Genomic DNA, 25691 nt, shown 5'->3' on the forward strand with positions numbered 1-25691 from the left:
AACTTGCCCCCGAAAGGGCAAGCGATCTCGTTCAGGCGGCCGCCACGTCGGCGACGTCGACCTTGATGCCCGGGCCCATCGAGGAGCTCACGGCGATCTTCTTGACATACTTGCCCTTGGCGCCCGACGGCTTGGACTTCACCAGCGCATCGAGCAGCGCGTCGAAGTTGGCGCGCAGGTCTTCCGCCGGGAAGCTCGCCTTGCCGATGCCCGAGTGGATGATACCGGCCTTCTCGACGCGATATTCCACCTGGCCACCCTTGGCGGCCTTCACGGCTTCGCCGACGTTCATGGTGACGGTGCCGAGCTTCGGGTTCGGCATCAGGCCCTTGGGGCCGAGCACCTTGCCGAGGCGGCCGACGAGGCCCATCATGTCCGGGGTGGCGATGCAGCGATCGAAATCGATGTTGCCGGCCTGCACGGCTTCGAGCAGGTCTTCCGCGCCCACCACCTCCGCACCGGCGGCCTTGGCTTCCTCAGCCTTGGCGCCACGGGCGAACACGCCGACGCGCACGTCCTTGCCGGTGCCCTTGGGCAGCGTCACCACGCCGCGGACCATCTGGTCGGCATGGCGGGGATCGACGCCCAGGTTGACGGTGACTTCGATCGTCTCGTCGAACTTGGCGGTGGCGTGGGTCTTGGCCAGCGCGATCGCTTCGTCGACGCCATAGAGCTTGGTCTTGTCGACCGCGTTCACCAGCGTCTTCTGCTTCTTGGTCAGCTTCTTCGGAGCGAACATGTCTTAGCCCTCCACCACTTCGAGGCCCATCGCGCGGGCGGAGCCTTCGATGATGCGGGTCGCCGCTTCGATATCGTTGGCGTTCAGATCCTTCATCTTCGCGGTCGCGATCTCGGCGAGCTGCGAGCGCTTGATCTTGCCGGCCGAAGCCTTGCCCGGCTCCTTGGAACCCGACTTCAGGTTGGCGGCCTTCTTCAGCAGGTAGGACGCCGGCGGCGTCTTGGTGACGAAGGAGAAGGAACGGTCGGCATAGACGGTGATGACGGTCGGCAGCGGGGTGCCGACTTCCTCACCCTGGGTCTGCGCGTTGAACGCCTTGCAGAATTCCATGATGTTGACGCCGCGCTGACCGAGCGCGGGGCCGATCGGCGGGCTGGGATTGGCCTTGCCGGCCGGCACCTGCAGCTTGATATAGCCAGTGATCTTCTTGGCCATGGTTACTCACTCTCTTCCAAGTTTAGCGGTTCATGCGACGGCCGAGGCCGCCTCCCGCGGGCATTCCGGCTGGTGCCGGAAATCTCTTACTTCGCGCGCTCCACCTGCTCGAAATCGAGCTCGACGGGCGTCGCGCGGCCAAAGATCGACACCGAAACCTTGACCTTGTTCTTTTCGAAATCCAGCTCTTCGACCAGGCCGTTGAAGCTGGCGAAGGGGCCGTCCAGCACCTTGACGCTGTCGCCGATCTCGAAATCGACCTTGATCTTTGTCTTGGGCGCGGACGCGGCGGCCTCCTCCTTGGTGTTGAGGATGCGCGCGGCCTCGGCCTCGCTGATCGGCTGCGGCTTGCCCGACGAACCGAGGAAGCCCGTCACCTTCGGCGTGTTCTTCACCAGGTGGTAGACGTCGTCGTTCATGCTGAGCTTCGCCAGCACATAGCCGGGGAAGAATTTGCGGTCGGAGGTGATCTTCTTGCCGCGGCGGACTTCCGTCACCTTCTCGGTCGGAACCTCGACGGCTTCCACGAGCTGCTCGAGACCGAGGCGCGCGGCATCGGCGAGGATGGTTTCCTTCACCTTGTTCTCGAAGCCCGAATAGGCATGGATGATGTACCAGCGCGCCATGTGCCTTGCCTGTTCCCCGATTAGTTGCCGGACGCCAGGCCGATCAGGAACTTCACGACGGCGCCGAAGAAGGAATCGACGCCGAAGAAGAAGATCGCCAGCAGCGACGTCATGATCGCGACGAGGATGCCGGTCGTGATCGTCTCACGACGGCTCGGCCAGACGACCTTCGCCGTCTCGGCACGGACCTGCCGGATAAATTCGCCGGGTGAAACCTTCGCCACCAAGAACCTCGCAATCCGTTTTCCGCCTCATCGCATCCGAATCGATCGGACGCAAACAGCGACAACGAGGCCGACGGCCGCTATCCGGTGTCCCGGCGCAGCCCGGCCTCGTCCTGCCTTTCCGGACCCTTGGACCAGCCTTTCCAGACACCTTCAGGCGGCTGGACTGGCAGGAGTGGAGGGACTCGAACCCCCGGCCCTCGGTTTTGGAGACCGATGCTCTACCAACTGAGCTACACTCCTCCGGGGTCCGGAGAGGAGGGCGACATAGCGGCGGCGAAAGGCGAGCGCAAGCCATGACGCGCAAAGATTTGCCCCTCGCCGTGGCGCGAAATGCGTGGCCGTCAGGCGGTGCGGCGCAGCGTTCCCGCGATCATCGCCCTGGCATCGTCGGGCGTTGCCGGGGCTCCGGTGAGAAAGCCCTGGAAGTGCGTGCAGCCGAGATCGCGGGCCACGCGCTGCTCCGCATCGGTCTCGGTGCCCTCGGCGGTCGTATCCATGCCGAGCGTGCCGGTCAGCGCCACGATCGCGCGGATCAGGCCCAGCGCGTCGGGATCGCGATCGGCCGCCGCGACGATCAGGCTGCGGTCGATCTTCACGGTGCTGAACCGGCCCTGGCGGATATGGCCGAGCGCGGAGGCGCAGGTGCCGAAATCGTCGAGCGAGATCCGCACCGAAAGCGCGCGCAGCCGATCAGCGGCGGCGCTGACGGCGGCGCTGTCCTCGCGGAAGGCCTTTTCGCCCACCTCCAGCTCCAGCCGCGACGGCGGCAGGCCGGATTGGGCGAGGGCGGAAAGGATGATTGCCGGCAGCTGCGGATCGACCATCTGTTCGCGGGCGAGGTTGACGTGGAGCCGGACATGATCCGGCCAGCGCGCGGCCTCGGCGCAGGCGGACCGGATCACCCATTCGCCGATCTGGCTCAGCAGCCGGGCCTCGCTGGCGATGGGGATGAATTCGTCCGGGGCCACCTCGCCCAGCTCGGCGTGCGTCCAGCGCAGCAATGCCTCGAAGCCGCTGATGCGGCCGTCGCGGGCGCGGACGACGGGCTGGTAGCTCAGCCGCAATTCCCGCCGGTCCATCGCGTCGCGCAGCGCGCTTTCGATCGCGCGGCGCTTTTCGGCGCGGGCCAGCAGGTTGGGCTCGAAACGCTGGTGGAGGCCCCGGCCGTCCTCCTTGGCGCGGTAGAGGGCGAGATCGGCGTTGCGGACCAGCATCTCGGCCGATCGCCCATCGCGCGGGCCGATCGCCGTGCCCACGCTGGCGCCGACGCGGACGATCTGCTCGTCTATCTCGAAGGGGGCGGAAAGCGCGGCGATGATCGCCTCGCCCAGCGCATCGATGCGGGCGATGTCGGCGGCGTTGGCGACCACCAGGGCGAATTCGTCGCCCCCCAGCCGGCCGCAGGTATCGGCCGGGCCGATCAGGCCCAGCAGGCGCTGGGCCACGAGGCGCAGCAGCTTGTCTCCCACCGGATGGCCCAGCGTGTCGTTCACCGCCTTGAAGCGATCGAGATCGATCAGCATCAGCGCGCACTGGCCCTTTTCGCGGAAGCACCGCCCCAGCGCCTTGCGAAGGGCCTCATTGAAGGCGGTGCGGTTGGCGAGGCCGGTCAGCGCATCGAACCGCGCCATCCGGTCAATCTTGTCGGCCGATCGCCGCGCTTCGGTGATATCCGATCCCACCCCGTGATAGCCGGCGAAGCCGCCGCGTTCATCCTCGCGCGGGGCACCCGAAAGGCGCCACCAGCGGGTTTCGTCGAGGATTGCCACGGGAAGCTCGAACTCGATGAAGCGTTCGCGCGCGTTCATGCGATTGAGCAGCTCGCGCAATTCCTGGGGATGATCCGCCGTCTCCCAATTCTCCCCGGCGAGCAGGCGGAACATCGGCATATGCTCCAGCGCCTCGGGCGTGGCGGCGGCGGCCTGGGCGAATGCGGGCGAGACGGAACGGAGGCAGCGCCCGGCATCGGTCTGCCAGAGCCAGCCGCCGTCGCGATCGCCGGATTCGCGGAGCAGCAGGCTTACCACCGCGCGCTTTTCGGTCAGCGCGATTTCCGCCCACTGGCGGCGGACGAAGGCGCGGGCATTGAGCAGCCCTCCGGCGGTGAGGAAGGCAGCATAGCCCACGGGAAGGGCCGCCAGCAGCCACGATCCGGTCTTGACCATCATCGCGGTGAGCCCGGCCGATCCGATCAGGATGAAGCCCAGCATCGCCGGAGGCACGGGCGCCGCGACCATGGCGGCGCTGGCGATGATGGCCGCCGAAACGAGGCATATCGCAAGCTGCTGCTCGATCGTGCCGGTGCCTGAAAGGAAGGCCGGCGGAATGGCCCACAGCGCGCCGAGCAGGATGGCGCGGGCGACGGCCCGGCGGACGGGTGCTCCGGATGCCGCCGGCCCGGTCCCCCGGCGCGCGCGCCGGGCGAGGCGATGGATATCGATCGCGACGGCAGCGACGGCGGCGAGCCAGCCGATCAATTGCCAGGAAGGCGCGGCGCCCCATAGCAGTGCGGCCAGCACCGCGGCGCAGCCGATCTGGGCCAGCACGGCGCCGCCGCACAGCCGCGCCAGCTCGGCGATCTGTGCGGCGCGCACCTGTTCCCAGCCGGCCGGGCGATCGCGCAACATGCGCGACATGGCCCGCCAGCCAGCTCCGGTCGTCGACGATGGATTGGATCGCTGCCGCATGATGCGGACGATCCTTAGTTGCGGCGGGTTAGCGCAAAGTAACCGCGCCGATCATTTCATGGACGCGGATAATCGCGGCAGTTCCGCATAATTGGGCGAAACTTGCCGCGATCCGTGTCAGGCGGCGATGTCGTAGGGCTGGATTTCGCCGGAAAGATACAGATTTCGCGCTTTCGCCCGGCTGAGCTTGCCGGAGCTGGTGCGCGGCAGCGTGCGGGGCGGCACCAGTTCGACCACGCAATGCATGCCGGTGATCGATCGCACCTTCTCGCGGATCTGGTCGCGCAGGCGCGCGCGCTCGGCCAGGTCCGACGTGCGGCACTGGACGAGCACCGCCGGCGTTTCCTCCCCGCCCGGCGTGGTGATCGCGAAGGCGGCGATGTCGCCGGCCTTGAAGCCGGGAATCTGCTCCACCGCCCATTCGATATCCTGCGGCCAGTGGTTCTTGCCGTTGATGATGATCATGTCCTTGGCGCGGCCGACGATATAGATGTAGCCGTCGCTCAGATATCCCATGTCGCCGGTGTCGAGCCAGCCGTCCACCATGCAGGCGGCGGTGGATTCGGGATCGCGGAAATATCCGTCCATGATCGACGGGCCCTTGCACCAGACCTTGCCGATCGCACGGTCGGGCAGGGGGCTGCCGTCCTCGTCGCGTATCTCGACCAGCATGTCCTTCACCGGCTTGCCGCAGTTCACGATCGCGCGATAGCGCTGCGGCCGGCCGATCGCGGCGTCGCCGCCGGAAAGCTGGGTTTCCTCGACCAGCTCCACGACGATGCCTTCGCCGGGCGGCATGATCGAAACCGCCAGGGTCGCTTCGGCCAGGCCGTAGCTGGGCAGGAAGGCCGATGCGTTGAAGCCGGCTTCGGCGAAGGCATCGACGAAGGCCTGCATCACGTCCGGCCGGATCATGTCCGCGCCGTTGCCGGCCACCCGCCAGCGCGAAAGATCGAACCGGTCGGAAGCCTTGGTCTGGCTGGACATGCGGCGGGCGCAGATATCGTAGCCGAAGGTCGGCGAATAGCTGAGCGTCGTGCCGGGATTGCGGCTGATGAGGTCGAGCCAGGCGAGCGGGCGCCGGGCGAAATCCTCGGTCTTCAGATAGTCGACCGACACCTGGTTGGCGATCGGCGACAGGAAGCAGCCGACCAGCCCCATGTCATGATACCAGGGCAGCCACGATATGCAGCGATCCTGCGGCTCCAGCGCCATGCCATGAGCGTGGGCGGCCAGATTGTTGAGCAGGGCCGCGTGGGTCACGGCCACGCCGTGCGGGAAGCGCGTCGATCCGCTGGAATATTGCAGATAGGCGATGTCATGCGGCGCAGCGTGCGGCAGCGGCGCGGGATCGGCGTCCCGCTGGCCGAATTCCTCGTAGCTGATGCCTTCGACATGGCAGGCGGCCGCGGCGGCGCCGGCCATCTCGCGCAATTCCTCGGGGAAGAAGAGCATCTTCGGGTCGGAACTGCCAAGCTGGACCTTGAGCTGGTCGATATAGCTTTCCTTGCCGCCGAAGCTGGTCGGCAGCGGCAGCGGCACCGGCCAGGCGCCGGCATAGACCGCGCCGAAGAAGAGCGCGGCGAATTCCGGTCCCGTCTCGGCGACGAGCGCGATCCGGTCGGCCGTCCGCACGCCGTGGGCGATCAGCCGATAGGCGGTGGCGATCGCATCCGCGCGCAGATCGGCATAGGCATAGGGGCGCACCAACGCGCCGCGCGCGTCGTGGAAGTTGAGCCCGCGCGCGCCGCTGGCGGCATAGTCCAGCGCATCGCCCAGCGTCGCGAATTCCGAGAAGATGCGCGGAAGGGCATCCTCGGTCGGCGTCGGGGCGATCGTCGCCTTGGCTTCGGCGCTGGCGGGCGTGGTGGCTTTGATCGTCGTGGCTGCGGTCTTGTTCAGCACCGACGGCGACTCCTTAGATTCTTGGTCGAACGGTAATCGTCAGCCGATCCCCGTTCGCGATTGCTGGGTTCCAGCCGCACGAAGCGGCATATTACGCACGGAATACCCCAATGGACGCGTTCTAAATCCGGCCCGACTGTGGCACAAACATGGCGCGTGGCACGATCATCATCATATCGCAACCATAAGTCGCTCGATGCCGAGGCGTTGGAGCGACTCGCCATCGCCTATGTCGGCCGCTTTGCGACGACGCGGGTGAAGCTTGCCAGCTATCTCCGCCGCAAGCTCGCCGAGCGCGACTGGGAGGGCGAGGGCGCCCCGCCCGTGGAGGCGATCGTCGCGCGCTTCGCCGAGGCGGGCTATATCGACGATCGCGGCTTCGCGGAGGCGCGCGCGGCCGCATTCGTGCGGCGCGGCTATGGCGCGCGCCGCCTGGCCGATCGCCTGCGCGCCGACGGCGTGGAGGGCGAGGACGCCGCCGCCGCCCGCGATCTTGCCGAAAACGGGGCGTGGGATGCGGCGCTGGCCTTCGCCCGTCGCCGCAGGATCGGCCCGTTCGCCGCCGAGCCTCTCGATCCCGATGCCCGCCGCCGCGCGCTCGCGGCGATGCTGAGGGCGGGGCATTCGCTGGAGCTTGCCCGGAAAATCATCGCTTGCGCGCCGGATGATGTCCCGGATCGGATCAGTTGAGCGAAAGACGGTAATTGGACCTTCGTTTCGGTTGCGGCCCATGCTAGCTTCGTCAGATGCTTACCGGGGGGGTGGGCCTAATGAAGTTTGAAAGTCAGGTGTCGCGGGCATCGGAGAATTCGGCCATTGAGGATGTCGGGGTGGGCGAAAGCCTGCTTTCCGAGCCGGTGGACGAGGGCTTCTCCATCGGCGGCACCGTAAAATGGTTCGATGCCACAAGGGGATTCGGTTTCCTGATCGGAGACGATGGGGTCGGGGATATCCTCGTCCATTTTTCGGTGTTGCGCGAACATGATCGGCGGACGCTGCCGGAAGGCGCGCGCGCCACGGTCGTCGCGGTGCGCCGCGAACGGGGGCTGCAGGCGCGATCGGTGATCGATATCGATCTCACCACCGCCACCGGCCCGGATGCCGACGCGATCGCCCAGCGCAGCGCCGACCGGGTCGATCCCGCCGAGCTGGTCGAGGATGCCGGCGAATTCGAGCCCGTCGTGGTCAAATGGTTCAACCGCCTGAAGGGCTATGGCTTCGTCGTCCGTCCGGATGACGAGCAGGACATATTCGTCCACATGGAGGTGGTGCGCCGTGCCGGGCTCAGCGATCTGGAGCCCGATCAGGCGTTGCTCGCCAGGGTGGCTTCCGGCCGGAAGGGGCCGCTTGCCGTGATGGTGCAGGTGAGCTGAATCATTTCACCGGCGCCGAAATCGTCCTAATGGGGGCCATGATCAGACGCTCTCTTGCTCCGGTCGCCGCGCTGATGCTGGCGATCTTTCCCTTGGCCGGCTGCGCCGCCGCCAAGACCGCGAATGCCGCAGCCCAGGCGGAGGACCTCGTTCCGCTGACGATCGCGACGAGTTCGGGCGCGCGCAGCTTCCTGGTGGAAATGGCGCGAACCCCGGCGGAGCAGGAGCGCGGGCTCATGTTCCGCACCGAGCTAGCGGCCGATCGCGGCATGCTCTTCCCTTATGATCCGCCCCAGCCGGCCAGCTTCTGGATGAAGAACACGCTGATCCCGCTGGATATGATCTTCATACGGCGCGACGGCACGATCGCCCGCATCGCCGAGAACACGATTCCCGAATCGCTACAGCCGGTGCCCTCGGGCGAGCCGGTCGGCGCCGTGCTGGAGATTGCCGGCGGCGGCGCCGCGGCGCTGGGAATCGCCGTGGGCGACAAGGTCAGCTGGCACGATCCGCGGCGCAAGGGCATCCGCTGAACGGCATCGGCGGCTTTGCCGTTGCACCGACCCCGTCACAAAGGCTAAGCGCACACCCATGGGTCTGTTGAAAAGCATCTTCACCTGGTGGGACGGCGCCACCATCGGCACCTCGCTCTGGAGCCGCCGCAACGGCACCAGGATTGGCGAGGACGCGCTGGGCAACGTCTATTACGAAAGCCGCGCGGGCAAGTCGCCGCGCCGCCGCTGGGTGATCTATAACGGCTCGAACGATGCGAGCCGGGTGCCCGCCGAATGGCATGGCTGGCTGCACCAGACGATCGAGGAGGCGCCGGACAAGGCACTGCCGCCGGCCCGCGCCTGGCAGCAGCCGTCCCGTCCCAACGCCACCGGCACGGCCCTGGCCTATCGCCCGCCCGGCGCGTTGGAGAAAGGCGGCCATCGCGCCGCCGCGACGGGCGATTACGAGGCCTGGAGCCCGAACTGACCATGAAAGCGCTGCTGCGGGAAAATGTCGGTGAAGCGCTGGTCGGCCTTCTGGTCGTCCTCCTCGCCGCATGGTTCGTGATGTTCGCATGGGACAGCACGGGCGGCGGCGCGCGCGCGGGCGCGGTGCGGGTCACGGCGCTCTTCCCCAATGCGGCGGGCGTCAACGTCGGCACCGATGTGCGGGTGGCTGGCCTCAAGGTCGGCACCGTGGCCGAACAGCATCTCGATCCGCAGAGCTTCCAGGTGGCGGTGACGCTGGCGATCGATCCCAGCGTGAAGATCCCGTCGGACAGCAGCGCCGCCATCACCTCCGAAGGCTTTCTCGGCGCCACCTATGTCGCGCTGATGCCCGGCGGGTCGGAGACGCCGCTGAAGACGGGCGACACGATCATCGATACCCAGGGCGCCACCGACCTGATGGGCATGATCGGCCAGTTCGTGAACGGCACGGGCCGCGATTCCGACAGTTCCGCCAAGAATGAAGGCGCCGCAGCGGACGGCGCCACGCCGTGAAACGGATCGTTGCGGCGACGGCGCTCGCCGCGCTGCTGGGCTTCGGCGCGTGGCAGGCGGCGGAAGCCCTGCAGAACGAGGCCGCGCCGCCGCAGCCCATCGTGGATACCGATCCGAAACCGGCCGTGCCCGGCGAGCCTTCCTCAACCAACGCGGACGCGCCCTCCAGGCCGCCTGCGGAAAGGCGGGCGGCTGAACCCGCCGTCCGCGCCGCCACGCCGATGGCCGATCGCATCGCGGTGATCGGCCTGCTCAACAAGCGGAACGGCATTGCCCGCGATTTCTCGATGCATCCCGGCCAGGCGGTGCGGGCGGGCGACGTCATCATCCGGCTGAAGGCGTGCGAGGAAACCGCGCCGTGGGAACCGCAGAAGCTGACCGGGGCCTTCATCCAGACCGACATTCGCGGTCGCGACAATGTGTGGCGGCGGGTATTTTCAGGCTGGCTCTACAAGGAGTCGCCCTCGCTCAACATGGTCGAGCATCCGATCTACGATGTCTGGCCCAAGAGCTGCACGATGCGCCATCCCGATGTCGGGCCGGAAACCGTGTCCGCCGGATCATCGCAGGGCGCCCCGCGATCCAGCGCGAAGAAGTCGGGCGGCCCCACGCCGTCGGGTGAAGGGGAAAGCCCTCCAACCCCGCCCACCACGCCGCCGCCCCTCGCGCCCAGCGCCGCATCCAGCAACGCGACATAATCGTCGCGGCTGATCTCGATCGCGCCCAGCGAGGCGAGATGATCGGTGATGAACTGGCAGTCGAGCAGGCGGAAATTGCCGAGCGCAAGCCGCGCCACCAGCCAGGCGAGCGCGACCTTCGATGCATCGCGCTGCCGGCTGAACATGCTCTCGCCGAAGAAGGCGCCGCCCAGCGCCACGCCGTAGAGGCCGCCGACCAGCTCCTCGCCCATCCAGCATTCCACCGAATGGGCATGGCCGCGCAGATGCAGGTCGCCATAGGCTGCCTCGATCTGCGGGTTGATCCAGGTATCGGGGCGGTCGGGGCGCGGTTCCGCGCAGCAGGAAACCACGCGGGCGAAGGCCTTGTTCACCGTCACGGTGAAGCGATCGGACCGGATCGTCTTGGCCAGCGACCGCGAAAGCCTGAACCCGTCCAGCGGCAGGATGCCGCGCCGCTTGGGTTCCACCCAGAATATCTCGCGGGCGTCACGGCTGTCCGCCATCGGAAACACACCGACGGAGTAAGCGCGTAGCAGCAGATCCGGGTCGAGGCGCGACATGTGGGACGATCGTAACCCGCCGCGAGGCGGGAGTGAACAGCATTTACGCGCGGGCGGCCCCGCTGCCTTCGCTCACGCCTGGGCCAGGCGGCGCTCTATTCCGCGCCACAGGCTGGAAAACGCCTCGCTGGCGGGGGATTTCGGGGCGAAGGCGCCCACCGGCTCGCGCCGCGCGGCCATCGCCTCGATCGCGCTCGCCATCGGCACGACGGGCCAGTCCGGCTGTTCGGCCAGCGCCGACAGGTGCAGCGCGCGACGGCGATCGACCATGGTGAACACCGGCAGGATCGGCGCATGGCGGCCATGCTCGCGCGTCAGATGGGCCACCACCTCGTCCAGCGCGCGGCGGGAAAGCGGGGAGGGGATCAGCGGCACGAGGATCAGCGAGGCGGCCCGCATCGCCTGATCGGCGGTCTCGGTAAGGCCCGGCGGGCAATCGAGGACGATGCGGTCATGATCGCGGCCGATATCGTCGATCAGCTTGGCCATCCGCTTCTTCTTGCCGAGCCCGAAGAAGAAATGATCGAGGCCGCGCAGCGATGCGTCCGCCGGCAGCAGCCAGAGCCGGTCTATGGCGGTGGGAGTCCGCAGCTTCGCCGGGGCGACGTCCTTGGCGAACACGGCCTGCGCCACGTTGCGGCCGGTTTCGCCGCCCAGCAGGAATGTGGAGGCCGCCTGCGGATCGAGATCCCAGAGCAAGGTCCGCCGGGAGGATTGGGCGGCGGCGCACCAGGCAAGGTTCACGGCCAGCGTCGTCTTGCCCACGCCGCCCTTCAGGCTGAAGACGGCGATGGTCGCGGCGCCCGCGCCCCCATTTGCCTGCTTGCGGTGCGGCGGGGGCGTCAGGGCCATGTCAGCTCCTCGATTGGCTGAATCCGTCGGAAAGGACGGATGCTACAGGATTTCGCGCACCTTGTCCTGCGGGCGGGCCAGCACCACGCCCTTCTCGGTCTCCACCAGCGGGCGTTCGATCAGGATCGGATCGGCCAGCATCGCATCCAGGATGGCATCGTCGCTGGCATTGGCGGCGACCAGCGCCTTCGCGCCCTCCTCCTTCATGCGCAGCCCCGCGCGCGGGCTGATGCCGGCCTTGCGGTAAAGCTCGGCCAGCTTGGCGCGGGTGGGCGGCGTCTTCAGATATTCCACCACCGTCACGTCGGCGCCGGCCTCCTCGAGGATCGCGAGCGTCTTGCGCGACGTGCCGCATTTGGGGTTGTGCCAGATGGTGGCCTTCATTCCGCGGCCTCCTGCCCGGCCAGCCACTCCTCCAGCCATTTGATGGTGTAGTTGCCCTTCTGGAAATCGGGATCGTCCAGCAGCGCCTGGTGCAGCGGGATGGTGGTCTTCACGCCGTCGATCACGAACTCCTCCAGCGCCCGCCGCAGCCGGCGCAACGCGCCCTCGCGGGTGGTGCCGTAGACGATCAGCTTGGCGATCATGCTGTCGTAATAAGGCGGGATGCGATAGCCGGCATAAAGCCCGCTATCGACGCGCACGTTCATGCCGCCCGGCGCGTGGAACTGCTTCACCAGCCCCGGCGAGGGCGCGAAGGTGCGCGGGTCTTCGGCATTGATCCGGCATTCGATGGCGTGGCCCCGGAAATGCACGTCCTCCTGCCGCAGCGTCAGGCCGTGGCCGTCGGCGATGCGGATCTGCTCGCGCACCAGATCGAGCCCGGTGATCGCCTCCGTCACCGGATGCTCCACCTGCAGGCGGGTGTTCATCTCGATGAAGTAGAAGCGGCCGTCCTCGTAGAGGAACTCGATCGTGCCGGCGCCGCGATAGCCCATCTCCGCCATCGCCTTGGCGACGATGCCGCCCATCTCCTCGCGCTGGGCGGCGGTGATGACGGGGGAGGGGGCTTCCTCCAGCACCTTCTGGTGGCGACGCTGGAGCGAGCAGTCCCGCTCGCCCAGGTGGATGGCGTTGCCCTTGCCGTCGCCGAAGATCTGGAACTCGATATGGCGCGGATCGCCGAGATATTTTTCCATGTAGACGGTGGCGTCCCCGAAGGCGGCCTTCGCCTCCGACCCCGCCTGCGCCATCAGGCTTTCCAGCTGATCCTCGCTCGGCACCACCTTCATGCCGCGCCCGCCGCCGCCGGACGCGGCCTTGATGAGCACGGGATAGCCGATCTCGGCGGCGACCTTCCGGGCCTGATCGAAGGACGTCAGCGGCCCGTCCGACCCCGGCACCAGCGGCAGGCCCAGCTTGGCGGCCGTCAGCTTCGCCTCGATCTTGTCGCCCATCGTCCGGATATGTTCGGGCTTGGGGCCGATCCAGATGATGTTGTGGCTTTCCACGATCTCCGCGAAGCGGGCATTTTCCGAAAGGAAGCCGTAGCCGGGATGGATCGCGTCCGCGCCGGAGATTTCGGCGGCGGCGATGATGTTCGGAATGTTCAGATAGCTTTCGGCCGCCGGCGGCGGGCCGATGCACACCGCCTGATCGGCCAGCCGCACGTGCATCGCGTCCGCGTCGGCGGTGGAATGCACCGCCACCGTCTGGATGCCCATTTCATGGCAGGCGCGATGGATGCGCAGCGCGATTTCGCCGCGATTGGCGATGAGGACCTTGTGGATCGCCATCGCCGCTTACTCGATGATCAGCAGCGGCTGATCGAATTCCACGGGCTGGCCGTTTTCGACCAGCACATCGCGGACGACGCCGCCGCGCGACGCGGTGATCGGGTTCATCACCTTCATCGCCTCGACGATCAGCAGCGTCTGGCCCGCGGCAACCTTGTCGCCGGGGGAGACGAACGTCGGCGCGCCGGGTTCGGGCGCGAGATAGACCGTGCCCACCATCGGCGATTTCACGGCGCCCGGATGGTCCGCCGGGGCGGCTTCCACGATCGGCGCGGCCGGCAGCGTGGCGGCGGGAGCGCCGGCGGCGGGTGCCGGGGCGGCGGCATAGGCCACCGGGGCGGGCGACGCCGCCTTGCGGGCTACGCGGATGCGGCGATCGCCGTCCTCGACCTCGATCTCGGTGAGCTTGGTGGCGTCCAGCAGCTCGGCCAGCTGCTTCACCAGATCGACGTCGACCCGGATCGGGCCCTCATGCTTCTCGGTCATTGGATCTGACCCTTCTCTTGTCTTGCTTGTTTCAAAGTTGCGCGCGCTACTGTCAGAGCTTCGCCGCCGCGTCCAGCGCGAGCGTGTAGGAAAGCGCGCCGAAGCCCGCCACCGTGCCCCGTGCCGCCATGCCGACAAAGCTCTTGTGACGGAAGCTTTCGCGCGCGTGCGGATTGGAAAGATGCACCTCGATCACCGGCACGCGGATCGCCTTGATCGCATCGTGCAGCGCCACCGACGTGTGCGTATAGCCGCCGGGGTTGAGCAGCACGGCCCTGGCCGGCAGCGCGTTCGCCTCGTGCAGCCAGTCGATCAGATGCCCCTCATGGTTGGACTGGCGCATGTCGATGGTGAGGCCGAGCGCGCGTGCCTGGTCCTCCAGCCGGTCGGCGATGTCGTCCAGCGTATCCGATCCGTATATCTCCGGCTCGCGCAGGCCGAGCAGATTCAGGTTCGGACCGTTCAGGACGAAAATCGTATCGGCCATGCGTGGGATGCCTTGCGGTTGCGATCGGGGTAGGGCGGTTTCTATATGGGGTCGAAGCCGATGTCCAAGCATGGACATCCTTATTGCATTCCCCCCTCGAGGAGCCTTTTCGAACATGACCATCGACGGCACCATCCAGCTTCGCGTGAATGGCGAGCATCGTCGCGTGCCGGCGGGGCTCACGCTCGCCGGGCTCGCGGCCGATCTGGGGCTGGATCCGGCCAAGGTCGCCGTGGAGCGCAACCTGGAGGTCGTGCCCCGTTCCACCCTTACCGACGTGGTGATCGAGGATGGCGACGAGCTGGAGATCGTCCATTTCGTCGGCGGCGGCGATCATGCCGCGAAGGTGGAGGAGGATAGCTGGACGGTCGCCGGCCGCACCTTCCGCTCGCGGCTGATCGTCGGCACCGGCAAATATAAGGATTTCGCGCAGAATGCCGCCGCGGTGGAGGCATCGGGGGCGGAGATCGTCACCGTCGCCGTCCGCCGGGTGAACATCGCCGATCCCAAGGCGCCGATGCTGACCGACTATATCGATCCGAAGAAGATCACCTACCTGCCCAACACCGCCGGCTGCTTCACGGCGGACGAGGCGATTCGTACCCTCCGCCTCGCCCGCGAGGCGGGCGGCTGGACCCTGGTGAAGCTGGAGGTGCTGGGCGAGGCGCGCACCCTCTATCCCGACATGCTGGAAACGCTCCGCGCGACGGAAATCCTTGCCAGGGAAGGGTTCCAGCCGATGGTCTATTGCGTGGACGATCCGATCGCGGCGAAGCGACTGGAGGATGCCGGCGCGGTCGCGATCATGCCCCTGGGCGCGCCGATCGGTTCGGGGCTGGGCATCCAGAACCGGGTGACGATCCGGCTGATCGTCGAAGGCGCCGGGGTGCCGGTGCTGGTCGATGCCGGCGTCGGCACCGCATCCGACGCGGCGGTCGCGATGGAGCTGGGCTGCGACGGCGTGCTGATGAACACCGCGATCGCCGAGGCGAAGGACCCGATCCTGATGGCCCAGGCGATGAAGGCCGCGGTGGAATCGGGGCGCATGGCCTATCGCGCGGGCCGCATGGGCCGCAGGCTCTATGCCGATCCGTCGAGCCCGCTGGCGGGGCTGATCTAAACCAGCCTTGCGAGCCTTTTCGGGGCGGCGAGGCGATAGCTTTGCCGCACCCGATCCTCGATATGATCCCAGTCGGGTTCGCCGTCGCCGTCCAGCCGGATGCCGATCCAGCCGGAAACGCCGATATAAGCGGGCCAGTAATAGAGGCCGGGATCGGCCTCGATCAGCATCTCCTGCTCCTCCCGGCCGCTCGTCTTCACCATGATGCTCACCGGGGCGCCGTGATGGCCGTGGTCGGCGAAATAAGCGAACATCTTCTTGCCGGCGACGTGGAAGCCATGGGCGCCGTGGGAAAGCCTGGTGCCGGCTTCGGGCAGCGCGAGGCAGATCGCGCTTATCCGTTCGAGCGGGGCCGCCGCGTTCAGCGCAGGCTCCGCGCATAATCGGCGAGCGCGCGGGCGTAGAGCGCATGCTCCTGCCCCAGCACCCGTTCGGCCAGCGTATCGGGCGTATCGCCCGGCAGCACGGGCACGCGCGCCTGCGCGACGACCGGGCCGTCATCCAGCTCGGGCGTCACCACATGCACCGAGCAGCCGGCTTCCGCATCGCCGGCGGCGATGGCGCGGGCGTGGGTATCCAGCCCCTTGTAGAGCGGCAGCAGCGAGGGGTGGATGTTGAGGATGCGCCCCTGCCAGCCGGCGATGAATTCGGGGGAGAGCAGGCGCATATAGCCGGCGAGCGCGATCAGCTCGACATCGGCGGCGCGCAGTTCGGCATCCAGCAGCGCATCGAATTCGGCGCGCGGCATCCCCTTGTGGCTTTTCGCCCAGGTCGGGATGCCGGCCACGGCGGCAATCGCCAGCCCGCCCGCATCCTCGACATTGGAAAGCACCCGGACCACCCGATAGGGGCTGTCGGGGGCCTCGCTCGCCTTCACCAGCGAGGCCATGTTCGATCCGCGGCCCGAAATCAGTATGCCGACGCGAACCGGATCAGCCTTCATGCGTGGCCGTCCAGGCCGCCCGCGCGCTCCATGCCTCGGCCGAACCGGAAACCGTGCAGCCCTTGGCGCCCTGCGCGATCCGGCCGATGCGGAACACCGTCTCGCCCGCCGATTCGAGCGCGGCGGCAACTCCGTCGGCCTCTTCCGGCCGCACGATCACGGCCATGCCGATCCCGCAGTTGAAGGTGCGGGCCATTTCCCCAGGCTCGATATTGCCCTGCGCTTGCAGGAAGGCCATCAACCGCGGCTGCGGCCAGGCATCGGCATCGACATGGGCGTGCAGGCCATCGGGCAGCACGCGCGGGATATTCTCCAGCAACCCGCCGCCGGTGATGTGGGCCATGGCGGCCACCTTGCCGGCGCGGACCAAGGGCAGCAGCGACTTCACATAGATGCGGGTCGGCGCCAGCAGCGCATCGATCAGCAGCACGTCCTGGTCGAACAGGGCGGGGCGGTCGAGCTTCCAGCCCTTGTCGGCGGCCAGCCGGCGGACGAGCGAGAAGCCGTTGGAATGAACCCCCGAGGAGGCGAGGCCCAGGATCACATCCCCCTCGGCCACGCGCGTACCCGTCAGCGCCTGATCGCGCTCCACGGCGCCCACGCAGAAGCCAGCCAGGTCATAGTCGCCATCGGCATACATGCCCGGCATCTCGGCCGTCTCGCCGCCGATCAGCGCGCAGCCGGCGATGCGGCAGCCTTCGGCGATGCCGGCGATCACCCGTTCGGCCACGCCGTTGTCGAGCTTCCCGGTCGCGAAATAATCGAGGAAGAAGAGCGGCTCGGCGCCCTGCACGATCAGGTCGTTCACGCACATGGCGACCAGATCGATGCCCACGCCGTCATGCTTGCCGCTGTCGATGGCAAGCTTCAGCTTGGTGCCCACGCCGTCATTGGCGGCCACCAGCAGCGGATCGGTATAGCCCGCGGCCTTCAGGTCGAAGAAGCCGCCGAACCCGCCGAGGTCGGCATTGGCGCCCGGCCGCGCGGTGGCGCGCGCCAACGGCGCGATCGCCTTCACCAGGGCGTTTCCGGCCGCGATGGAGACGCCGGCCTTGGCGTAGGTATAGGGGGTATCGTCGCTCATGACGTCCGCCTAGACATATCCTGCTTGGATTTCCACGCCCAAGTCGCCAAAAGACGGCGGTGATCTCCGCCGTTCGTTCCTTGCCTCCGCTGAATCGTGCCGGGCTCGCCTTGCTGGCGGCCGGGCTGCTGGGCGTTGCAGGCGTCGTCTTCGCCCAGATTGAAGGCAGTGACAGGGGGATAGCCCCCATCGACAGCACGTCGAGCTACGAGGTCGGCGGCGTTGCCGTGGACGTCGCCGCACGCGACGCCGATGCCGCGCGCACCGCCGGATGGCGGATCGCCCAGCGCAAGGGCTGGCAGCTTTTGTGGAGCCGCACCAACGGCCAGCCTGTGTCGGCGGCGCCAAGCCTTTCCGATTCGACCCTCGATTCGATCGTCGCCGGCATCGTCGTGGAGGATGAGCAGGTCGGCCCGCGCCGCTACATCGCCCGGCTGGGCGTGCTGTTCGACCGCGCCCGCACCGGCCAGCTCCTCGGCGCGCACGGGCAGGGGCTGCGATCGCCGCCGATGCTGCTCATCCCGGTGATGTGGTCCGGCGCCACGCCCACCAGCTTCGAAACCCGCACCGAATGGCAGCGGGCCTGGGCGCGGTTCCGCCCCGGCGGCAGCCCGATCGATTATGTGCGGCCCACGGGCACCGGCAGCGATCCGCTGCTGCTGAACGAGGCGCAGGCCGGCCGGCCGGGGCGCGGCTGGTGGCGGATGATTCTCGATCAGTTCGGCGCGGCCGACGTGATCGTCGCGGAGGTCGCGGTCGAACGGAGCTGGCCGGGCGGGCCGATCCTCGCCCGCTTCACCGCGCGCCACGGGCCGGACGATGTCGTGCTCGATCGCTTCACCCTGCGGGCGGCCAATGGCGATGGCATGGCGGCGCTGATGGACGAAGGCGTGCGGCGGATGGACGAAATCTATTCGCAGGCGCTGCGCGACGGCCGGCTGCGGCCCGATCCCTCGCTGGTGATCGAGGAGGAGCCTGCCGAGCTTTCGGACGAGGCGTTCGCCGGCGAGACGATGGCGGAAGAAAGCCCGCTTACCGCCGTCAACTATACGGTGCAGGTGGAAACCGCCGACGCCAACGCGCTCACCGTCGCCGAATCGTCGCTGCGCGCCGTGCCGGGCGTGCGCGGGGTCGATACCACCAGCCTCGCGCTCGGTGGCACATCGGTGATGCGCGTCGCTTATGAGGGCGAGATTTCGGGGCTCCGCATTGCCTTGCAGGCGCGGGGCTGGCGGGTCGATGAGGGGCCGGGCACGCTCCGTATCAGGCGGGCCGCGCCCACGCCCGCCCCCCCGCCGGCACCAGGCGGAACGCCGAACCAATGAGCCAGATCGCCCTGCCATTCGCGTGGCCGGCGGTGGAGGATGAGCGGGATTTCTGCCGTGGAGAGGCCAATATCCAGGTGCTCCGCCACCTCGAGCATCGCGCGCTCTGGCCGGTCATGGCGACGCTGATTACCGGACCGCGCAAGTCCGGGCGCAGCCTGCTGGGCCGCATCTTCGCCGCCAAGACGGGCGGAGGGCTGATCGACGATGCCGATCGCCGGCCGGAGGAGGAGCTGTTCCACGCCTGGAACCGCGCCCAGGCGGAGCGGCTGCCCTTGCTGCTGATCGCCGATGCGCCGCCGCCCATGTGGCAGATCGCCTTGCCCGATCTGCGATCGCGGATAGCGGCGACGCCGCATGTCGCGATCACGGAGCCGGACGACGGGCTCGCCGCGACGTTGATGGAACGGTTGCTGGGCCAGCGCGGGCTGGCGGCCGGGCCGGACGTGATCGCTTATCTGCTGCCCCGGATCGAGCGCAGCTATGTCGCGATCCTGCGGGTGGTGGATGCGCTGGACCAGCTTTCGCTCGAGCGCCGGTCGCGGATCACGGTGCCGCTTGCGCGCGAGGCGCTGCGGCTGGGGGGTGTCATCGACGATTCATGAAATTTGGCATATCGTCCCGCGCATGGATGAAGCCGTCGCCCTGCAGTCGATCGTTGAAATCGATCCCGTCACACCGGAAATCGAACCGGCCCAGCGCTATTTCAATCGGGAGATATCCTGGCTCGGCTTCAACCGCCGGGTGCTGGAGGAAGCCTGCAACACGGCCCATCCGCTGCTGGAACGCCTCCGTTTCCTGTCGATATCCGGCAGCAACCTCGACGAATTCTTCATGGTCCGCGTCGCCGGCCTCAAGGGCCAGCTCACCGAGGATGTCGATGCCCGCTCCGCCGATGGGCTGACGGTCGCCCAGCAGCTCGCGGCGATCGAGGTCGAGGCCGATCAGCTGATGGATTCGCAGCAGCTCGTCTGGCGCGATCTTCGGGCGGAGATCGCGCGCGCGGGCATCGTCGTGCTCGCGCATGACGAGATATCGGGGGATGACGCCCTGTGGCTGGACGCCCATTTCAGGGACCAGATCTTCCCCGTGCTGACGCCGCAGGCGCTCGATCCCGCCCATCCGTTTCCTTTCATCCCGAACAAGGGCTTCAGCCTGATGTTCGAGCTGCGCCGGCTTGCGGACGGCGAGCCGATCCGCGAGCTGCTGATGGTGCCCGCCACCTTGCCGCGCTTCATCCGCCTGCCCGGCAAGGAGGCGCGTTATATCTCGATCGAGGCGGCGATCCGCCGATCCACGGCGATGTTGTTTCCGGGCTATGCGGTGGAAGCCTATGGCGCCTTCCGCGTCATCCGCGACAGCGATATCGAAATCGAGGAGGAAGCGGAGGATCTCGTCCGCTATTTCCGGTCGGCCATCAAGCGGCGGCGCAAGGGCCGGGTGATCCGGCTGGAGCTGCTGGCCGGCATGCCTGAATCGCTGGAGCGGCTGGTGAAGGACGAGATCGTCGGCACCGACGCCATCATCACCGATACCGAACGGTTCCTCGGCATCTCGGATCTCGAGCAGCTGGTCGAGGAAGATCGGCCGGACCTGAAATTCCCGCCCTTCATGCCGCGTTTTCCCGAGCGGATCCGCGAACATGGCGGGGATTGCTTCGCGGCGATCCGCGCCAAGGATATCGTCGTCCATCACCCTTATGAGACGTTCGACGTGGTGCTGGCCTTCCTCCGCCAGGCCGCCAGCGATCCCGATGTCGTCGCCATCAAGCAGACGCTCTATCGCGCCGGCAAGCAATCGGCGGTGATCCGCGCGCTGGTCGATGCGGCGGAGGCCGGCAAGTCGGTGACAGCCGTGGTCGAGCTGAAGGCCCGTTTCGACGAGGAACAGAACCTCATGTGGGCCTCGCAGCTCGAGCGGGCGGGCGTGCAGGTCGTCTACGGCTTCGTCGACTGGAAGACGCACGCCAAGGTATCGATGGTCGTGCGGCGGGAGGGCGGCAGCTTCCGCACCTACTGCCATTTCGGCACGGGCAACTATCACCCGGTCACCGCCAAGATCTACACGGACCTCAGCTTCTTCACCGCCGATCCGCGCGCGGGCCGCGATGCGGCGCAGCTCTTCAACTACATCACCGGCTATGTCGAGCCGGCCAATCTCGAAATGCTCGTCATGTCCCCGCACGGCATGCGCGACCGGCTGTGCGAGCTGATCCAGGCCGAAATCGACAATGCCGCGGCGGGCAAGCCGGCGGCGATCTGGGCCAAGATGAACTCGCTGGTCGATCCCGCCATCATCGAGCAGCTCTACCGCGCCAGCGCCGCCGGCGTGCAGATTGATCTGGTGGTGCGGGGCATATGCTGCCTGCGCCCCGGCGTGCCCGGCATGTCGGACAATATCCATGTGAAGTCGGTGGTCGGCCGCTTCCTGGAGCATAGCCGCATCATCTGCTTCGGCAACGGCGCGGCCTTGCCCAACAAGAATGCGAAGGTGTTCATTTCCTCGGCGGACTGGATGCCGCGCAATTTCGACCGGCGGGTGGAATATATGCTGCCGATCGAAAACCCGACGGTCCACGCCCAGATCCTCGATCAGGTGATGGTGGCCAACCTGATCGACAGCGAGCAGAGCTGGCACCTGCGCGCGGACGGCAGCTATCAGCGGGTCGATCCGGGCAAGCGGCCCTTCAACCTGCACCGCTATTTCATGACCAATCCGTCGCTTTCCGGCCGTGGCGCGGCATTGGAACGCAGCGGCGCCGTGCCCAAGCTCAGCCTTCGGCGGGGTGGATAAGGCGGATTAATCCGGGATCGTTCCGCCGCTTTTCCTTTCGGTGGAAACGAAATCCGGTTAACTTCGCATCGCATGGTCGCCGCTTCGTTCTATCGCAGGAAAGCCCCCATGGGCTCCGCTGAAGGCCGCACGGCCATCATCGACATCGGGTCCAACTCGATTCGCCTCGTCGTCTATGACGGGCCGGTCCGCATCCCTTCGATCCTGTTCAACGAAAAGGTGATGGCGGGCCTGGGCCGCGGGCTGGTGAAGGACGGTGCGCTGGACGAGGAGGCGACCGACCGCGCGCTCACCGCGCTGTCCCGCTTCCAGCGGCTGGCCGCGCAGATGGGCGTCACCCAGATCCGCACCGTCGCCACCGCCGCCGTGCGGGAAGCGAGCAACGGCCCCGGCTTCATCGGGCAGATCGAGGCGCTGGGCCTCGATGTCGAGCTTCTTTCCGGCGAGGACGAAGCCAAGATGGCGGGCTATGGCGTGCTCGCCGGCATACCGGACGCGGACGGGATCGTCGGCGATCTCGGCGGCGGCAGCCTGGAGCTGATCCGCGTCGGCGGGGGCCGCATCCACGAGCGCGTCTCCTTCCTCCTGGGCGTTCTCCGCATCGCCGCCATCCGGGCCAAGGGACCGAAAGCGCTGGAAAAGGTGGTGGCCAACGCGATCGGCAAATCCGGCTGGGAAGGGCGGGGGCAGGGGCTGCCCTTCTATCTCGTCGGCGGCTCCTGGCGGTCGCTGGCGCGGCTGGACATGTTCCTTTCCGATTTCCCGCTGCCCATCATCCACCATTATCGCATGCCGGCGGAGGCGCCCGCGCGGCTGGTCCGCTCGCTCGCCCATCTCGACAAGGCCCGGCTGCGCGACGTTCCCGGCCTGTCGCAGCCCCGTATCCCGACGCTCGGCAATGCCGCCGCCCTGCTGGCGACGCTGGTGAAGCATCTCGGCTCGAGCGGACTCGTCGTCTCCGCCTATGGCCTGCGCGAGGGGCTGCTCCATCAGAGCCTGCCCGAGGATGTCCGCGCGCAGGATCCGCTGCTCTGCGCCACGCGCGAGGAAGGCGTGCGCCAGGGGCGCTTCGCCGAGCATGGCGACCTGTTGAACCGTTGGGTTGCCCCGCTCTTCAAGGAAGAAGAGCCGGCCGATGCCCGTCTGCGCCATGCCGCCTGCCTGCTCGCGGACGTGGGCTGGCGCGCTCACCCGGAATTCCGCGCGGTGCGCGGCCTCGAAACCGCGCTTCACGGCAATTGGGTGGGGGTGGACGCGCAGGGGCGGGCGAAGATGGCCCATGCGCTCTACCGCAGCTTCGGCGGCGAAGGCGTCGCCCCGGTGGTCGCGGCGCTGCTGCTGCCGGAAGAGATCGCCCAGGCCGAACGCTGGGGGCTGGCCATGCGGCTGGGCCAGCGGCTCAGCGGCGGCGTGGCCGAGCCCCTGGAAACCAGCGCCTTGCAGCGATCGGGCAGTGCGCTCGTGCTCGTGCTGCGTCCGGCCGATTCCGCGCTCTACGGCGAATCGGTCGAACGCCGGCACAAGACGCTGGCCGCGGCCTTCGGCCTCAAGGCGAGCCTGGCCATCGCCGGATAGGAGGGAGGGGAGGGAGGTCCTCCCCTTGCCTCAGCCGCAGCGGATCGAGCGGATGAACTGCCGCGAATCGACCTCCACGTTCAGCCGGTCCGCGCGATAATCCATCGTCACGGGCTGGCCGGGGCGCAGCATCCGCACCGTTCGCGCGCCCGTCGCCTTGCGGGCACGTTCGATCACGCCGCCTTCGGCCACCTTGCCGACGAGATATTGTGCGCGGTCAGCCCGGCATTCGCCCTGCGGGCGCGGCGGCCGCGAATGTCCTGGACGGTCGTGATGATCGTCCATGCAGCCGCTCAGCAACAATGCGCCCACGCCGATGAGTGCCAGGCCCTTCACGCGCATGCTTTCCTCCTGCGTTTCAGGCGGCCGCTTTCGGTTGTTTCACCGTGCCGGGCGCGCCTTCCCCGAAATAGGTGGAAACTTCCGAGGAGTCATAATGTTCCACAGGCGGAATGTTCATGGCGGCGCGCGCCTCGTTCAGGCTCAGCCCGAACAGCGGCTCATATTTCGCGGTGAACAGCGGCCTGGCGACCCGGCCGATCTGGATGCCGCGCTCCACGAAGTCCGAAAGGGTGGCGTAGGCGGCCGGATAATGGAGCTGCACGCGGGTGAACATCGGCATGATCAGCAGCATGTTGAGCGAGACCATCTCGCTGGCCAACTCCGGCGACATGTTGCGGTTCCAATTCTCGATCCGCATCCAGAAGGGCACGACCTCCGCCATGGCATCGAAGCCGACGCCGCCCAATATATGTTCGAAATCATGGGTCTGCGCCGACCGCAGCTCGAAATATTCGAGGTCCGTGGCCGGCCGCCAGTCGGGATCGACGCGCAGGCGCGGATCGAGCGCGATGTCGAGATCGCCCGCCACGAGATAATCGTGGAATATCCGGCCCAGCGTGCCTTTGGGATAGTCGGCCAGGTCCTCGCGGGTGAAGGTGGAGATGAAGCGTTCCTCCATGAACGCATCGAATTCCGCGTTGCGCTTGCGCTCCTCGGCCAGCAGCCGGTTGATCTCGCCGGTATCGCGCACCTCCCAATAAGCGCGGACGATATTGGTGCTGTCCCACCCCACGCGCCGGTCGCGGCCATTGCGGCGAAGCATCGCGGTGGTCATCGCGTCGCCCAGCCGGGGATTGTTGAGGTAGCGCGAGGAACTGACGAGAACGCTGCTTTCCGTCGGCATGTCGATCACGCCGAGACGCGAAAAATCATCCATGGTCCGTCTCCGTTGTCGCGCGCATCTCTCGCGGCCGGGGCCGGCGTGCGCAGTCGAAACGGAGTGTGCCCGCGCCCGCGCGGGGCGCCAAGCGCAAAATGAAGGGCGTTCACTCGCCGCGATATCTTATTCCGGCGGCGTCACCTCGGACATCACCATGCGGCCCTTGCGCACGCTGAACGCCATCCGGCCTTCGACCAGCGCCAGCGCATCCTTGCCGAACAGGTCGTAACGCCACCCTTCCAGCAGCGCGAGGCCCTCGCGCTGGCCGGCGGCGATCGCCTCCAGCTCGTCCGATCGGGCGATCAGGCGCGGCGCCACATCGGATTCGCGCGAACGCACCTTCAGCAGCAGCTTCAGCAGATCGGCCACCAGCGCGCCTTCCTTGCCCAGGCCGGGCTTGCGGTCCTCGCGCGGGGGCATCTCGTCGTCGGACAGCGGCGTCGCCGCCTCGATCGCGCCGATCAGCCGGCCGCCAATGTCGTTGCTGGCCCAGCTTGGCGAAAGGCCGCGCACCTTGGCGAGGTCCGCCTGCGATTTGGGGGGATGGGCGGCGATATCGGCCAGCGTCTCGTCCTTGGCGATGCGGCCGCGCGGCAGGTTCTTGCCCTGCGCCTCGCGCTCGCGCCACGCCGCCAGCGCCTTCAACCGGCCCAGCACATCGGCCTTGCGGCTGGGCACGCGGATGCGCGTCCAGGCCTGCTCGGGCAGATTCTCATAATTGGCGGGATCGCCCAGCCGCTCCATCTCCTGATCCAGCCACTGGCCACGGCCGGTCTTGCGCAGCCGGTTCAGCATCTTCGGGAAGATTTCGACGAGGTGGGTCACATCGCCGATCGCATAATCGATCTGGCGCTTGTCGAGCGGGCGGCGCCCCCAGTCCGTGAAGCGGGCGCCCTTGTCGAGCTTGATGCCGAGAATCGATTCGACGAGGTTCGAATAGCCGACCTGTTCCCCCATGCCGAGCGCCATGGCGGCGACCTGCGTATCGAACAGCGGGTGCGGCGTCCTGCCCGTCAGGTTGTAGACGATCTCGAGGTCCTGGCCGCCGGCGTGGAAGACCTTCAGCACGTCCTCATTATCGACCAGAAGATCAAGAAGTGGTTTCAGATCAAGGCCTTTGGCCTTGGGATCGATGGCGGCGGCTTCCTTGTCGTCGGCGATCTGGATCAGGCACAGATCGGGCCAGTAGGTGTTCTCCCGCATGAATTCCGTATCGACCGCCACGAACGGCGATTGGGCAAGGCGAGCGACGAGGGCGGCGAGCGTGGCGCTATCTGTAATCAGCGGATGAATCTGCATGAGTGGTGCATAGCCCGGTATCGCGGCTTGACAAGGCGCGC

The 25691-nt window shown here is 67.5% G+C and carries 28 protein-coding genes, 1 tRNA gene and 1 pseudogene; 11 read left to right on the top strand and 19 right to left on the bottom strand.

All coding sequences use genetic code 11. From position 1 onward, the window contains the following. Positions 1–31: 31 nt before the first annotated feature. The 7 genes from rplA to CV103_RS18995 all read right to left on the bottom strand — a co-directional run bounded on the left by rplA (position 32) and on the right by CV103_RS18995 (position 6592). Positions 32–739, bottom strand: coding sequence for a 50S ribosomal protein L1 (gene rplA / locus CV103_RS18965; RefSeq protein ID WP_107395804.1), 708 nt, complete (start codon positions 737–739; stop codon positions 32–34). A 3-nt stretch (positions 740–742) separates the two neighbouring features. After that, positions 743–1174 (bottom strand): 50S ribosomal protein L11, encoded by a 432-nt coding sequence (rplK, locus tag CV103_RS18970; RefSeq protein ID WP_015460257.1) that lies wholly within the window; start codon positions 1172–1174, stop codon positions 743–745. A gap of 86 nt (positions 1175–1260) precedes the next feature. Beyond that, a complete protein-coding gene (gene nusG, locus CV103_RS18975) occupies positions 1261–1800 on the bottom strand; it encodes a transcription termination/antitermination protein NusG (protein WP_015460258.1) in 540 nt (179 codons plus the stop codon). 20 nt (positions 1801–1820) lie between these two features. After that, positions 1821–2024, bottom strand: coding sequence for a preprotein translocase subunit SecE (gene secE / locus CV103_RS18980; RefSeq protein ID WP_015460259.1), 204 nt, complete (start codon positions 2022–2024; stop codon positions 1821–1823). Positions 2025–2191: 167 nt separating this feature from the next. Continuing rightward, positions 2192–2267 (bottom strand) — tRNA-Trp (locus CV103_RS18985). Positions 2268–2368: 101 nt separating this feature from the next. Further along, on the bottom strand, positions 2369–4663 hold the full coding sequence (locus tag CV103_RS18990) for a putative bifunctional diguanylate cyclase/phosphodiesterase (protein WP_245896946.1): 2295 nt from the start codon (positions 4661–4663) through the stop codon (positions 2369–2371). A gap of 168 nt (positions 4664–4831) precedes the next feature. Beyond that, complete coding sequence (locus CV103_RS18995; RefSeq protein ID WP_107395906.1) at positions 4832–6592, bottom strand: fatty acyl-AMP ligase; 1761 nt, start codon at positions 6590–6592, stop codon at positions 4832–4834. Between the two features lie 183 nt (positions 6593–6775). Here CV103_RS18995 and CV103_RS19000 point away from each other — a divergent pair, with 183 nt between their 5' ends. From CV103_RS19000 to CV103_RS22970, 6 genes and pseudogenes are all read left to right on the top strand, one after another. Beyond that, positions 6776–7309, top strand: coding sequence for a regulatory protein RecX (locus CV103_RS19000; protein WP_107395805.1), 534 nt, complete (start codon positions 6776–6778; stop codon positions 7307–7309). An 80-nt stretch (positions 7310–7389) separates the two neighbouring features. Further along, the gene (locus CV103_RS19005; RefSeq protein WP_245896947.1) at positions 7390–7992 is read left to right on the top strand and encodes a cold-shock protein; all 603 of its coding nucleotides are present in this window, start codon (positions 7390–7392) and stop codon (positions 7990–7992) included. 29 nt (positions 7993–8021) lie between these two features. Continuing rightward, entirely contained in the window at positions 8022–8525 is a 504-nt protein-coding gene (locus CV103_RS19010) for a DUF192 domain-containing protein (protein ID WP_107395806.1), read from the top strand. A gap of 58 nt (positions 8526–8583) precedes the next feature. Beyond that, positions 8584–8973: an NADH:ubiquinone oxidoreductase subunit NDUFA12 gene (locus CV103_RS19015; protein ID WP_070933649.1), complete on the top strand. Its 390-nt coding sequence runs from the start codon at positions 8584–8586 to the stop codon at positions 8971–8973. 2 nt (positions 8974–8975) lie between these two features. Continuing rightward, positions 8976–9488: an outer membrane lipid asymmetry maintenance protein MlaD gene (mlaD, locus tag CV103_RS19020; RefSeq protein ID WP_015460266.1), complete on the top strand. Its 513-nt coding sequence runs from the start codon at positions 8976–8978 to the stop codon at positions 9486–9488. 287 nt (positions 9489–9775) lie between these two features. Further along, positions 9776–9943 (top strand): annotated as a pseudogene (locus tag CV103_RS22970) (DUF2155 domain-containing protein); the annotation flags it as partial. A 35-nt stretch (positions 9944–9978) separates the two neighbouring features. Here CV103_RS22970 and aat read toward each other — a convergent pair. The 6 genes from aat to aroQ form a co-directional block, all read right to left on the bottom strand. Continuing rightward, entirely contained in the window at positions 9979–10728 is a 750-nt protein-coding gene (aat, locus tag CV103_RS19030; RefSeq protein ID WP_015460268.1) for a leucyl/phenylalanyl-tRNA--protein transferase, read from the bottom strand. A 72-nt stretch (positions 10729–10800) separates the two neighbouring features. Then, complete coding sequence (locus CV103_RS19035; protein ID WP_015460269.1) at positions 10801–11580, bottom strand: ParA family protein; 780 nt, start codon at positions 11578–11580, stop codon at positions 10801–10803. Positions 11581–11622: 42 nt separating this feature from the next. Further along, positions 11623–11964, bottom strand: coding sequence for an arsenate reductase (glutaredoxin) (gene arsC, locus CV103_RS19040; protein WP_107395807.1), 342 nt, complete (start codon positions 11962–11964; stop codon positions 11623–11625). After that, the gene (accC, locus tag CV103_RS19045) at positions 11961–13316 is read right to left on the bottom strand and encodes an acetyl-CoA carboxylase biotin carboxylase subunit (protein WP_015460271.1); all 1356 of its coding nucleotides are present in this window, start codon (positions 13314–13316) and stop codon (positions 11961–11963) included. Before accC ends, arsC begins: the two co-directional genes overlap by 4 nt. A 6-nt stretch (positions 13317–13322) precedes the next feature. Continuing rightward, the gene (gene accB / locus CV103_RS19050) at positions 13323–13802 is read right to left on the bottom strand and encodes an acetyl-CoA carboxylase biotin carboxyl carrier protein (protein WP_070933651.1); all 480 of its coding nucleotides are present in this window, start codon (positions 13800–13802) and stop codon (positions 13323–13325) included. A gap of 52 nt (positions 13803–13854) precedes the next feature. Continuing rightward, positions 13855–14289 carry a type II 3-dehydroquinate dehydratase gene (gene aroQ, locus CV103_RS19055; RefSeq protein ID WP_015460273.1) on the bottom strand — a complete coding sequence of 145 codons (435 nt, stop codon included), beginning with the start codon at positions 14287–14289 and terminating at the stop codon, positions 13855–13857. 115 nt (positions 14290–14404) lie between these two features. On the opposite strand from aroQ, the gene thiS reads away from it, so the two are divergent. After that, positions 14405–15409, top strand: a complete 1005-nt coding sequence (gene thiS, locus CV103_RS19060) for a sulfur carrier protein ThiS (RefSeq protein WP_015460274.1) — start codon at positions 14405–14407, stop codon at positions 15407–15409. On the opposite strand, the gene CV103_RS19065 is transcribed toward thiS, so the two are convergent. Genes CV103_RS19065 through purM form a run of 3 tightly spaced genes read right to left on the bottom strand, consistent with a single transcriptional unit; the run spans position 15406 to position 17436 of the window. Beyond that, the gene (locus CV103_RS19065) at positions 15406–15774 is read right to left on the bottom strand and encodes an MmcQ/YjbR family DNA-binding protein (protein WP_107395808.1); all 369 of its coding nucleotides are present in this window, start codon (positions 15772–15774) and stop codon (positions 15406–15408) included. The genes thiS and CV103_RS19065 overlap by 4 nt on opposite strands. Next, on the bottom strand, positions 15771–16352 hold the full coding sequence (gene purN, locus CV103_RS19070; protein ID WP_107395809.1) for a phosphoribosylglycinamide formyltransferase: 582 nt from the start codon (positions 16350–16352) through the stop codon (positions 15771–15773). Before purN ends, CV103_RS19065 begins: the two co-directional genes overlap by 4 nt. After that, the gene (gene purM / locus CV103_RS19075) at positions 16342–17436 is read right to left on the bottom strand and encodes a phosphoribosylformylglycinamidine cyclo-ligase (RefSeq protein ID WP_107395810.1); all 1095 of its coding nucleotides are present in this window, start codon (positions 17434–17436) and stop codon (positions 16342–16344) included. Before purM ends, purN begins: the two co-directional genes overlap by 11 nt. A 59-nt stretch (positions 17437–17495) precedes the next feature. On the opposite strand from purM, the gene CV103_RS19080 reads away from it, so the two are divergent. The 4 genes from CV103_RS19080 (at position 17496) to CV103_RS19095 (ending at position 23129) form a co-directional block, all read left to right on the top strand. Then, positions 17496–18761, top strand: coding sequence for a hypothetical protein (locus CV103_RS19080; RefSeq protein WP_107395811.1), 1266 nt, complete (start codon positions 17496–17498; stop codon positions 18759–18761). Then, positions 18758–19366 (top strand): HdaA/DnaA family protein, encoded by a 609-nt coding sequence (locus CV103_RS19085; RefSeq protein ID WP_107395812.1) that lies wholly within the window; start codon positions 18758–18760, stop codon positions 19364–19366. Before CV103_RS19080 ends, CV103_RS19085 begins: the two co-directional genes overlap by 4 nt. A gap of 22 nt (positions 19367–19388) precedes the next feature. After that, on the top strand, positions 19389–21554 hold the full coding sequence (locus CV103_RS19090) for an RNA degradosome polyphosphate kinase (protein ID WP_015460280.1): 2166 nt from the start codon (positions 19389–19391) through the stop codon (positions 21552–21554). A 108-nt stretch (positions 21555–21662) separates the two neighbouring features. Next, positions 21663–23129: a Ppx/GppA family phosphatase gene (locus CV103_RS19095; protein WP_107395909.1), complete on the top strand. Its 1467-nt coding sequence runs from the start codon at positions 21663–21665 to the stop codon at positions 23127–23129. A 30-nt stretch (positions 23130–23159) separates the two neighbouring features. On the opposite strand, the gene CV103_RS19100 is transcribed toward CV103_RS19095, so the two are convergent. From CV103_RS19100 to rnd, 3 genes are all read right to left on the bottom strand, one after another. Continuing rightward, positions 23160–23471 (bottom strand): I78 family peptidase inhibitor, encoded by a 312-nt coding sequence (locus CV103_RS19100; protein WP_015460282.1) that lies wholly within the window; start codon positions 23469–23471, stop codon positions 23160–23162. Between the two features lie 16 nt (positions 23472–23487). Then, positions 23488–24348, bottom strand: a complete 861-nt coding sequence (locus tag CV103_RS19105) for a Coq4 family protein (RefSeq protein WP_107395814.1) — start codon at positions 24346–24348, stop codon at positions 23488–23490. 126 nt (positions 24349–24474) lie between these two features. Continuing rightward, on the bottom strand, positions 24475–25650 hold the full coding sequence (gene rnd / locus CV103_RS19110) for a ribonuclease D (RefSeq protein WP_107395815.1): 1176 nt from the start codon (positions 25648–25650) through the stop codon (positions 24475–24477). Positions 25651–25691: the final 41 nt, after the last annotated feature.

The organism is Edaphosphingomonas fennica, from assembly GCF_003034225.1.
Taxonomy (GTDB): Bacteria; Pseudomonadota; Alphaproteobacteria; order Sphingomonadales; family Sphingomonadaceae; genus Sphingomonas_E; species Sphingomonas_E fennica.

Excerpts from the sequence above, each read along its gene's own strand:
- rplA (WP_107395804.1), bottom strand. The coding sequence starts at position 739 with ATGTTCGCTCCGAAGAAGCTGACCAAGAAGCAGAAGACGCTGGTGAAC.
- rplK (WP_015460257.1), bottom strand. The coding sequence starts at position 1,174 with ATGGCCAAGAAGATCACTGGCTATATCAAGCTGCAGGTGCCGGCCGGC.
- nusG (WP_015460258.1), bottom strand. The coding sequence starts at position 1,800 with ATGGCGCGCTGGTACATCATCCATGCCTATTCGGGCTTCGAGAACAAG.
- CV103_RS18990 (WP_245896946.1), bottom strand. The coding sequence starts at position 4,663 with ATGTCGCGCATGTTGCGCGATCGCCCGGCCGGCTGGGAACAGGTGCGC.
- CV103_RS19005 (WP_245896947.1), top strand. The coding sequence starts at position 7,390 with ATGAAGTTTGAAAGTCAGGTGTCGCGGGCATCGGAGAATTCGGCCATT.
- CV103_RS19010 (WP_107395806.1), top strand. The coding sequence starts at position 8,022 with ATGGGGGCCATGATCAGACGCTCTCTTGCTCCGGTCGCCGCGCTGATG.
- CV103_RS19015 (WP_070933649.1), top strand. The coding sequence starts at position 8,584 with ATGGGTCTGTTGAAAAGCATCTTCACCTGGTGGGACGGCGCCACCATC.
- mlaD (WP_015460266.1), top strand. The coding sequence starts at position 8,976 with ATGAAAGCGCTGCTGCGGGAAAATGTCGGTGAAGCGCTGGTCGGCCTT.
- aat (WP_015460268.1), bottom strand. The coding sequence starts at position 10,728 with ATGTCGCGCCTCGACCCGGATCTGCTGCTACGCGCTTACTCCGTCGGT.
- CV103_RS19035 (WP_015460269.1), bottom strand. The coding sequence starts at position 11,580 with ATGGCCCTGACGCCCCCGCCGCACCGCAAGCAGGCAAATGGGGGCGCG.
- arsC (WP_107395807.1), bottom strand. The coding sequence starts at position 11,964 with ATGAAGGCCACCATCTGGCACAACCCCAAATGCGGCACGTCGCGCAAG.
- accC (WP_015460271.1), bottom strand. The coding sequence starts at position 13,316 with ATGGCGATCCACAAGGTCCTCATCGCCAATCGCGGCGAAATCGCGCTG.
- accB (WP_070933651.1), bottom strand. The coding sequence starts at position 13,802 with ATGACCGAGAAGCATGAGGGCCCGATCCGGGTCGACGTCGATCTGGTG.
- aroQ (WP_015460273.1), bottom strand. The coding sequence starts at position 14,289 with ATGGCCGATACGATTTTCGTCCTGAACGGTCCGAACCTGAATCTGCTC.
- thiS (WP_015460274.1), top strand. The coding sequence starts at position 14,405 with ATGACCATCGACGGCACCATCCAGCTTCGCGTGAATGGCGAGCATCGT.
- purN (WP_107395809.1), bottom strand. The coding sequence starts at position 16,352 with ATGAAGGCTGATCCGGTTCGCGTCGGCATACTGATTTCGGGCCGCGGA.
- purM (WP_107395810.1), bottom strand. The coding sequence starts at position 17,436 with ATGAGCGACGATACCCCCTATACCTACGCCAAGGCCGGCGTCTCCATC.
- CV103_RS19085 (WP_107395812.1), top strand. The coding sequence starts at position 18,758 with ATGAGCCAGATCGCCCTGCCATTCGCGTGGCCGGCGGTGGAGGATGAG.
- CV103_RS19090 (WP_015460280.1), top strand. The coding sequence starts at position 19,389 with ATGGATGAAGCCGTCGCCCTGCAGTCGATCGTTGAAATCGATCCCGTC.
- CV103_RS19095 (WP_107395909.1), top strand. The coding sequence starts at position 21,663 with ATGGGCTCCGCTGAAGGCCGCACGGCCATCATCGACATCGGGTCCAAC.
- CV103_RS19100 (WP_015460282.1), bottom strand. The coding sequence starts at position 23,471 with ATGCGCGTGAAGGGCCTGGCACTCATCGGCGTGGGCGCATTGTTGCTG.
- CV103_RS19105 (WP_107395814.1), bottom strand. The coding sequence starts at position 24,348 with ATGGATGATTTTTCGCGTCTCGGCGTGATCGACATGCCGACGGAAAGC.
- rnd (WP_107395815.1), bottom strand. The coding sequence starts at position 25,650 with ATGCAGATTCATCCGCTGATTACAGATAGCGCCACGCTCGCCGCCCTC.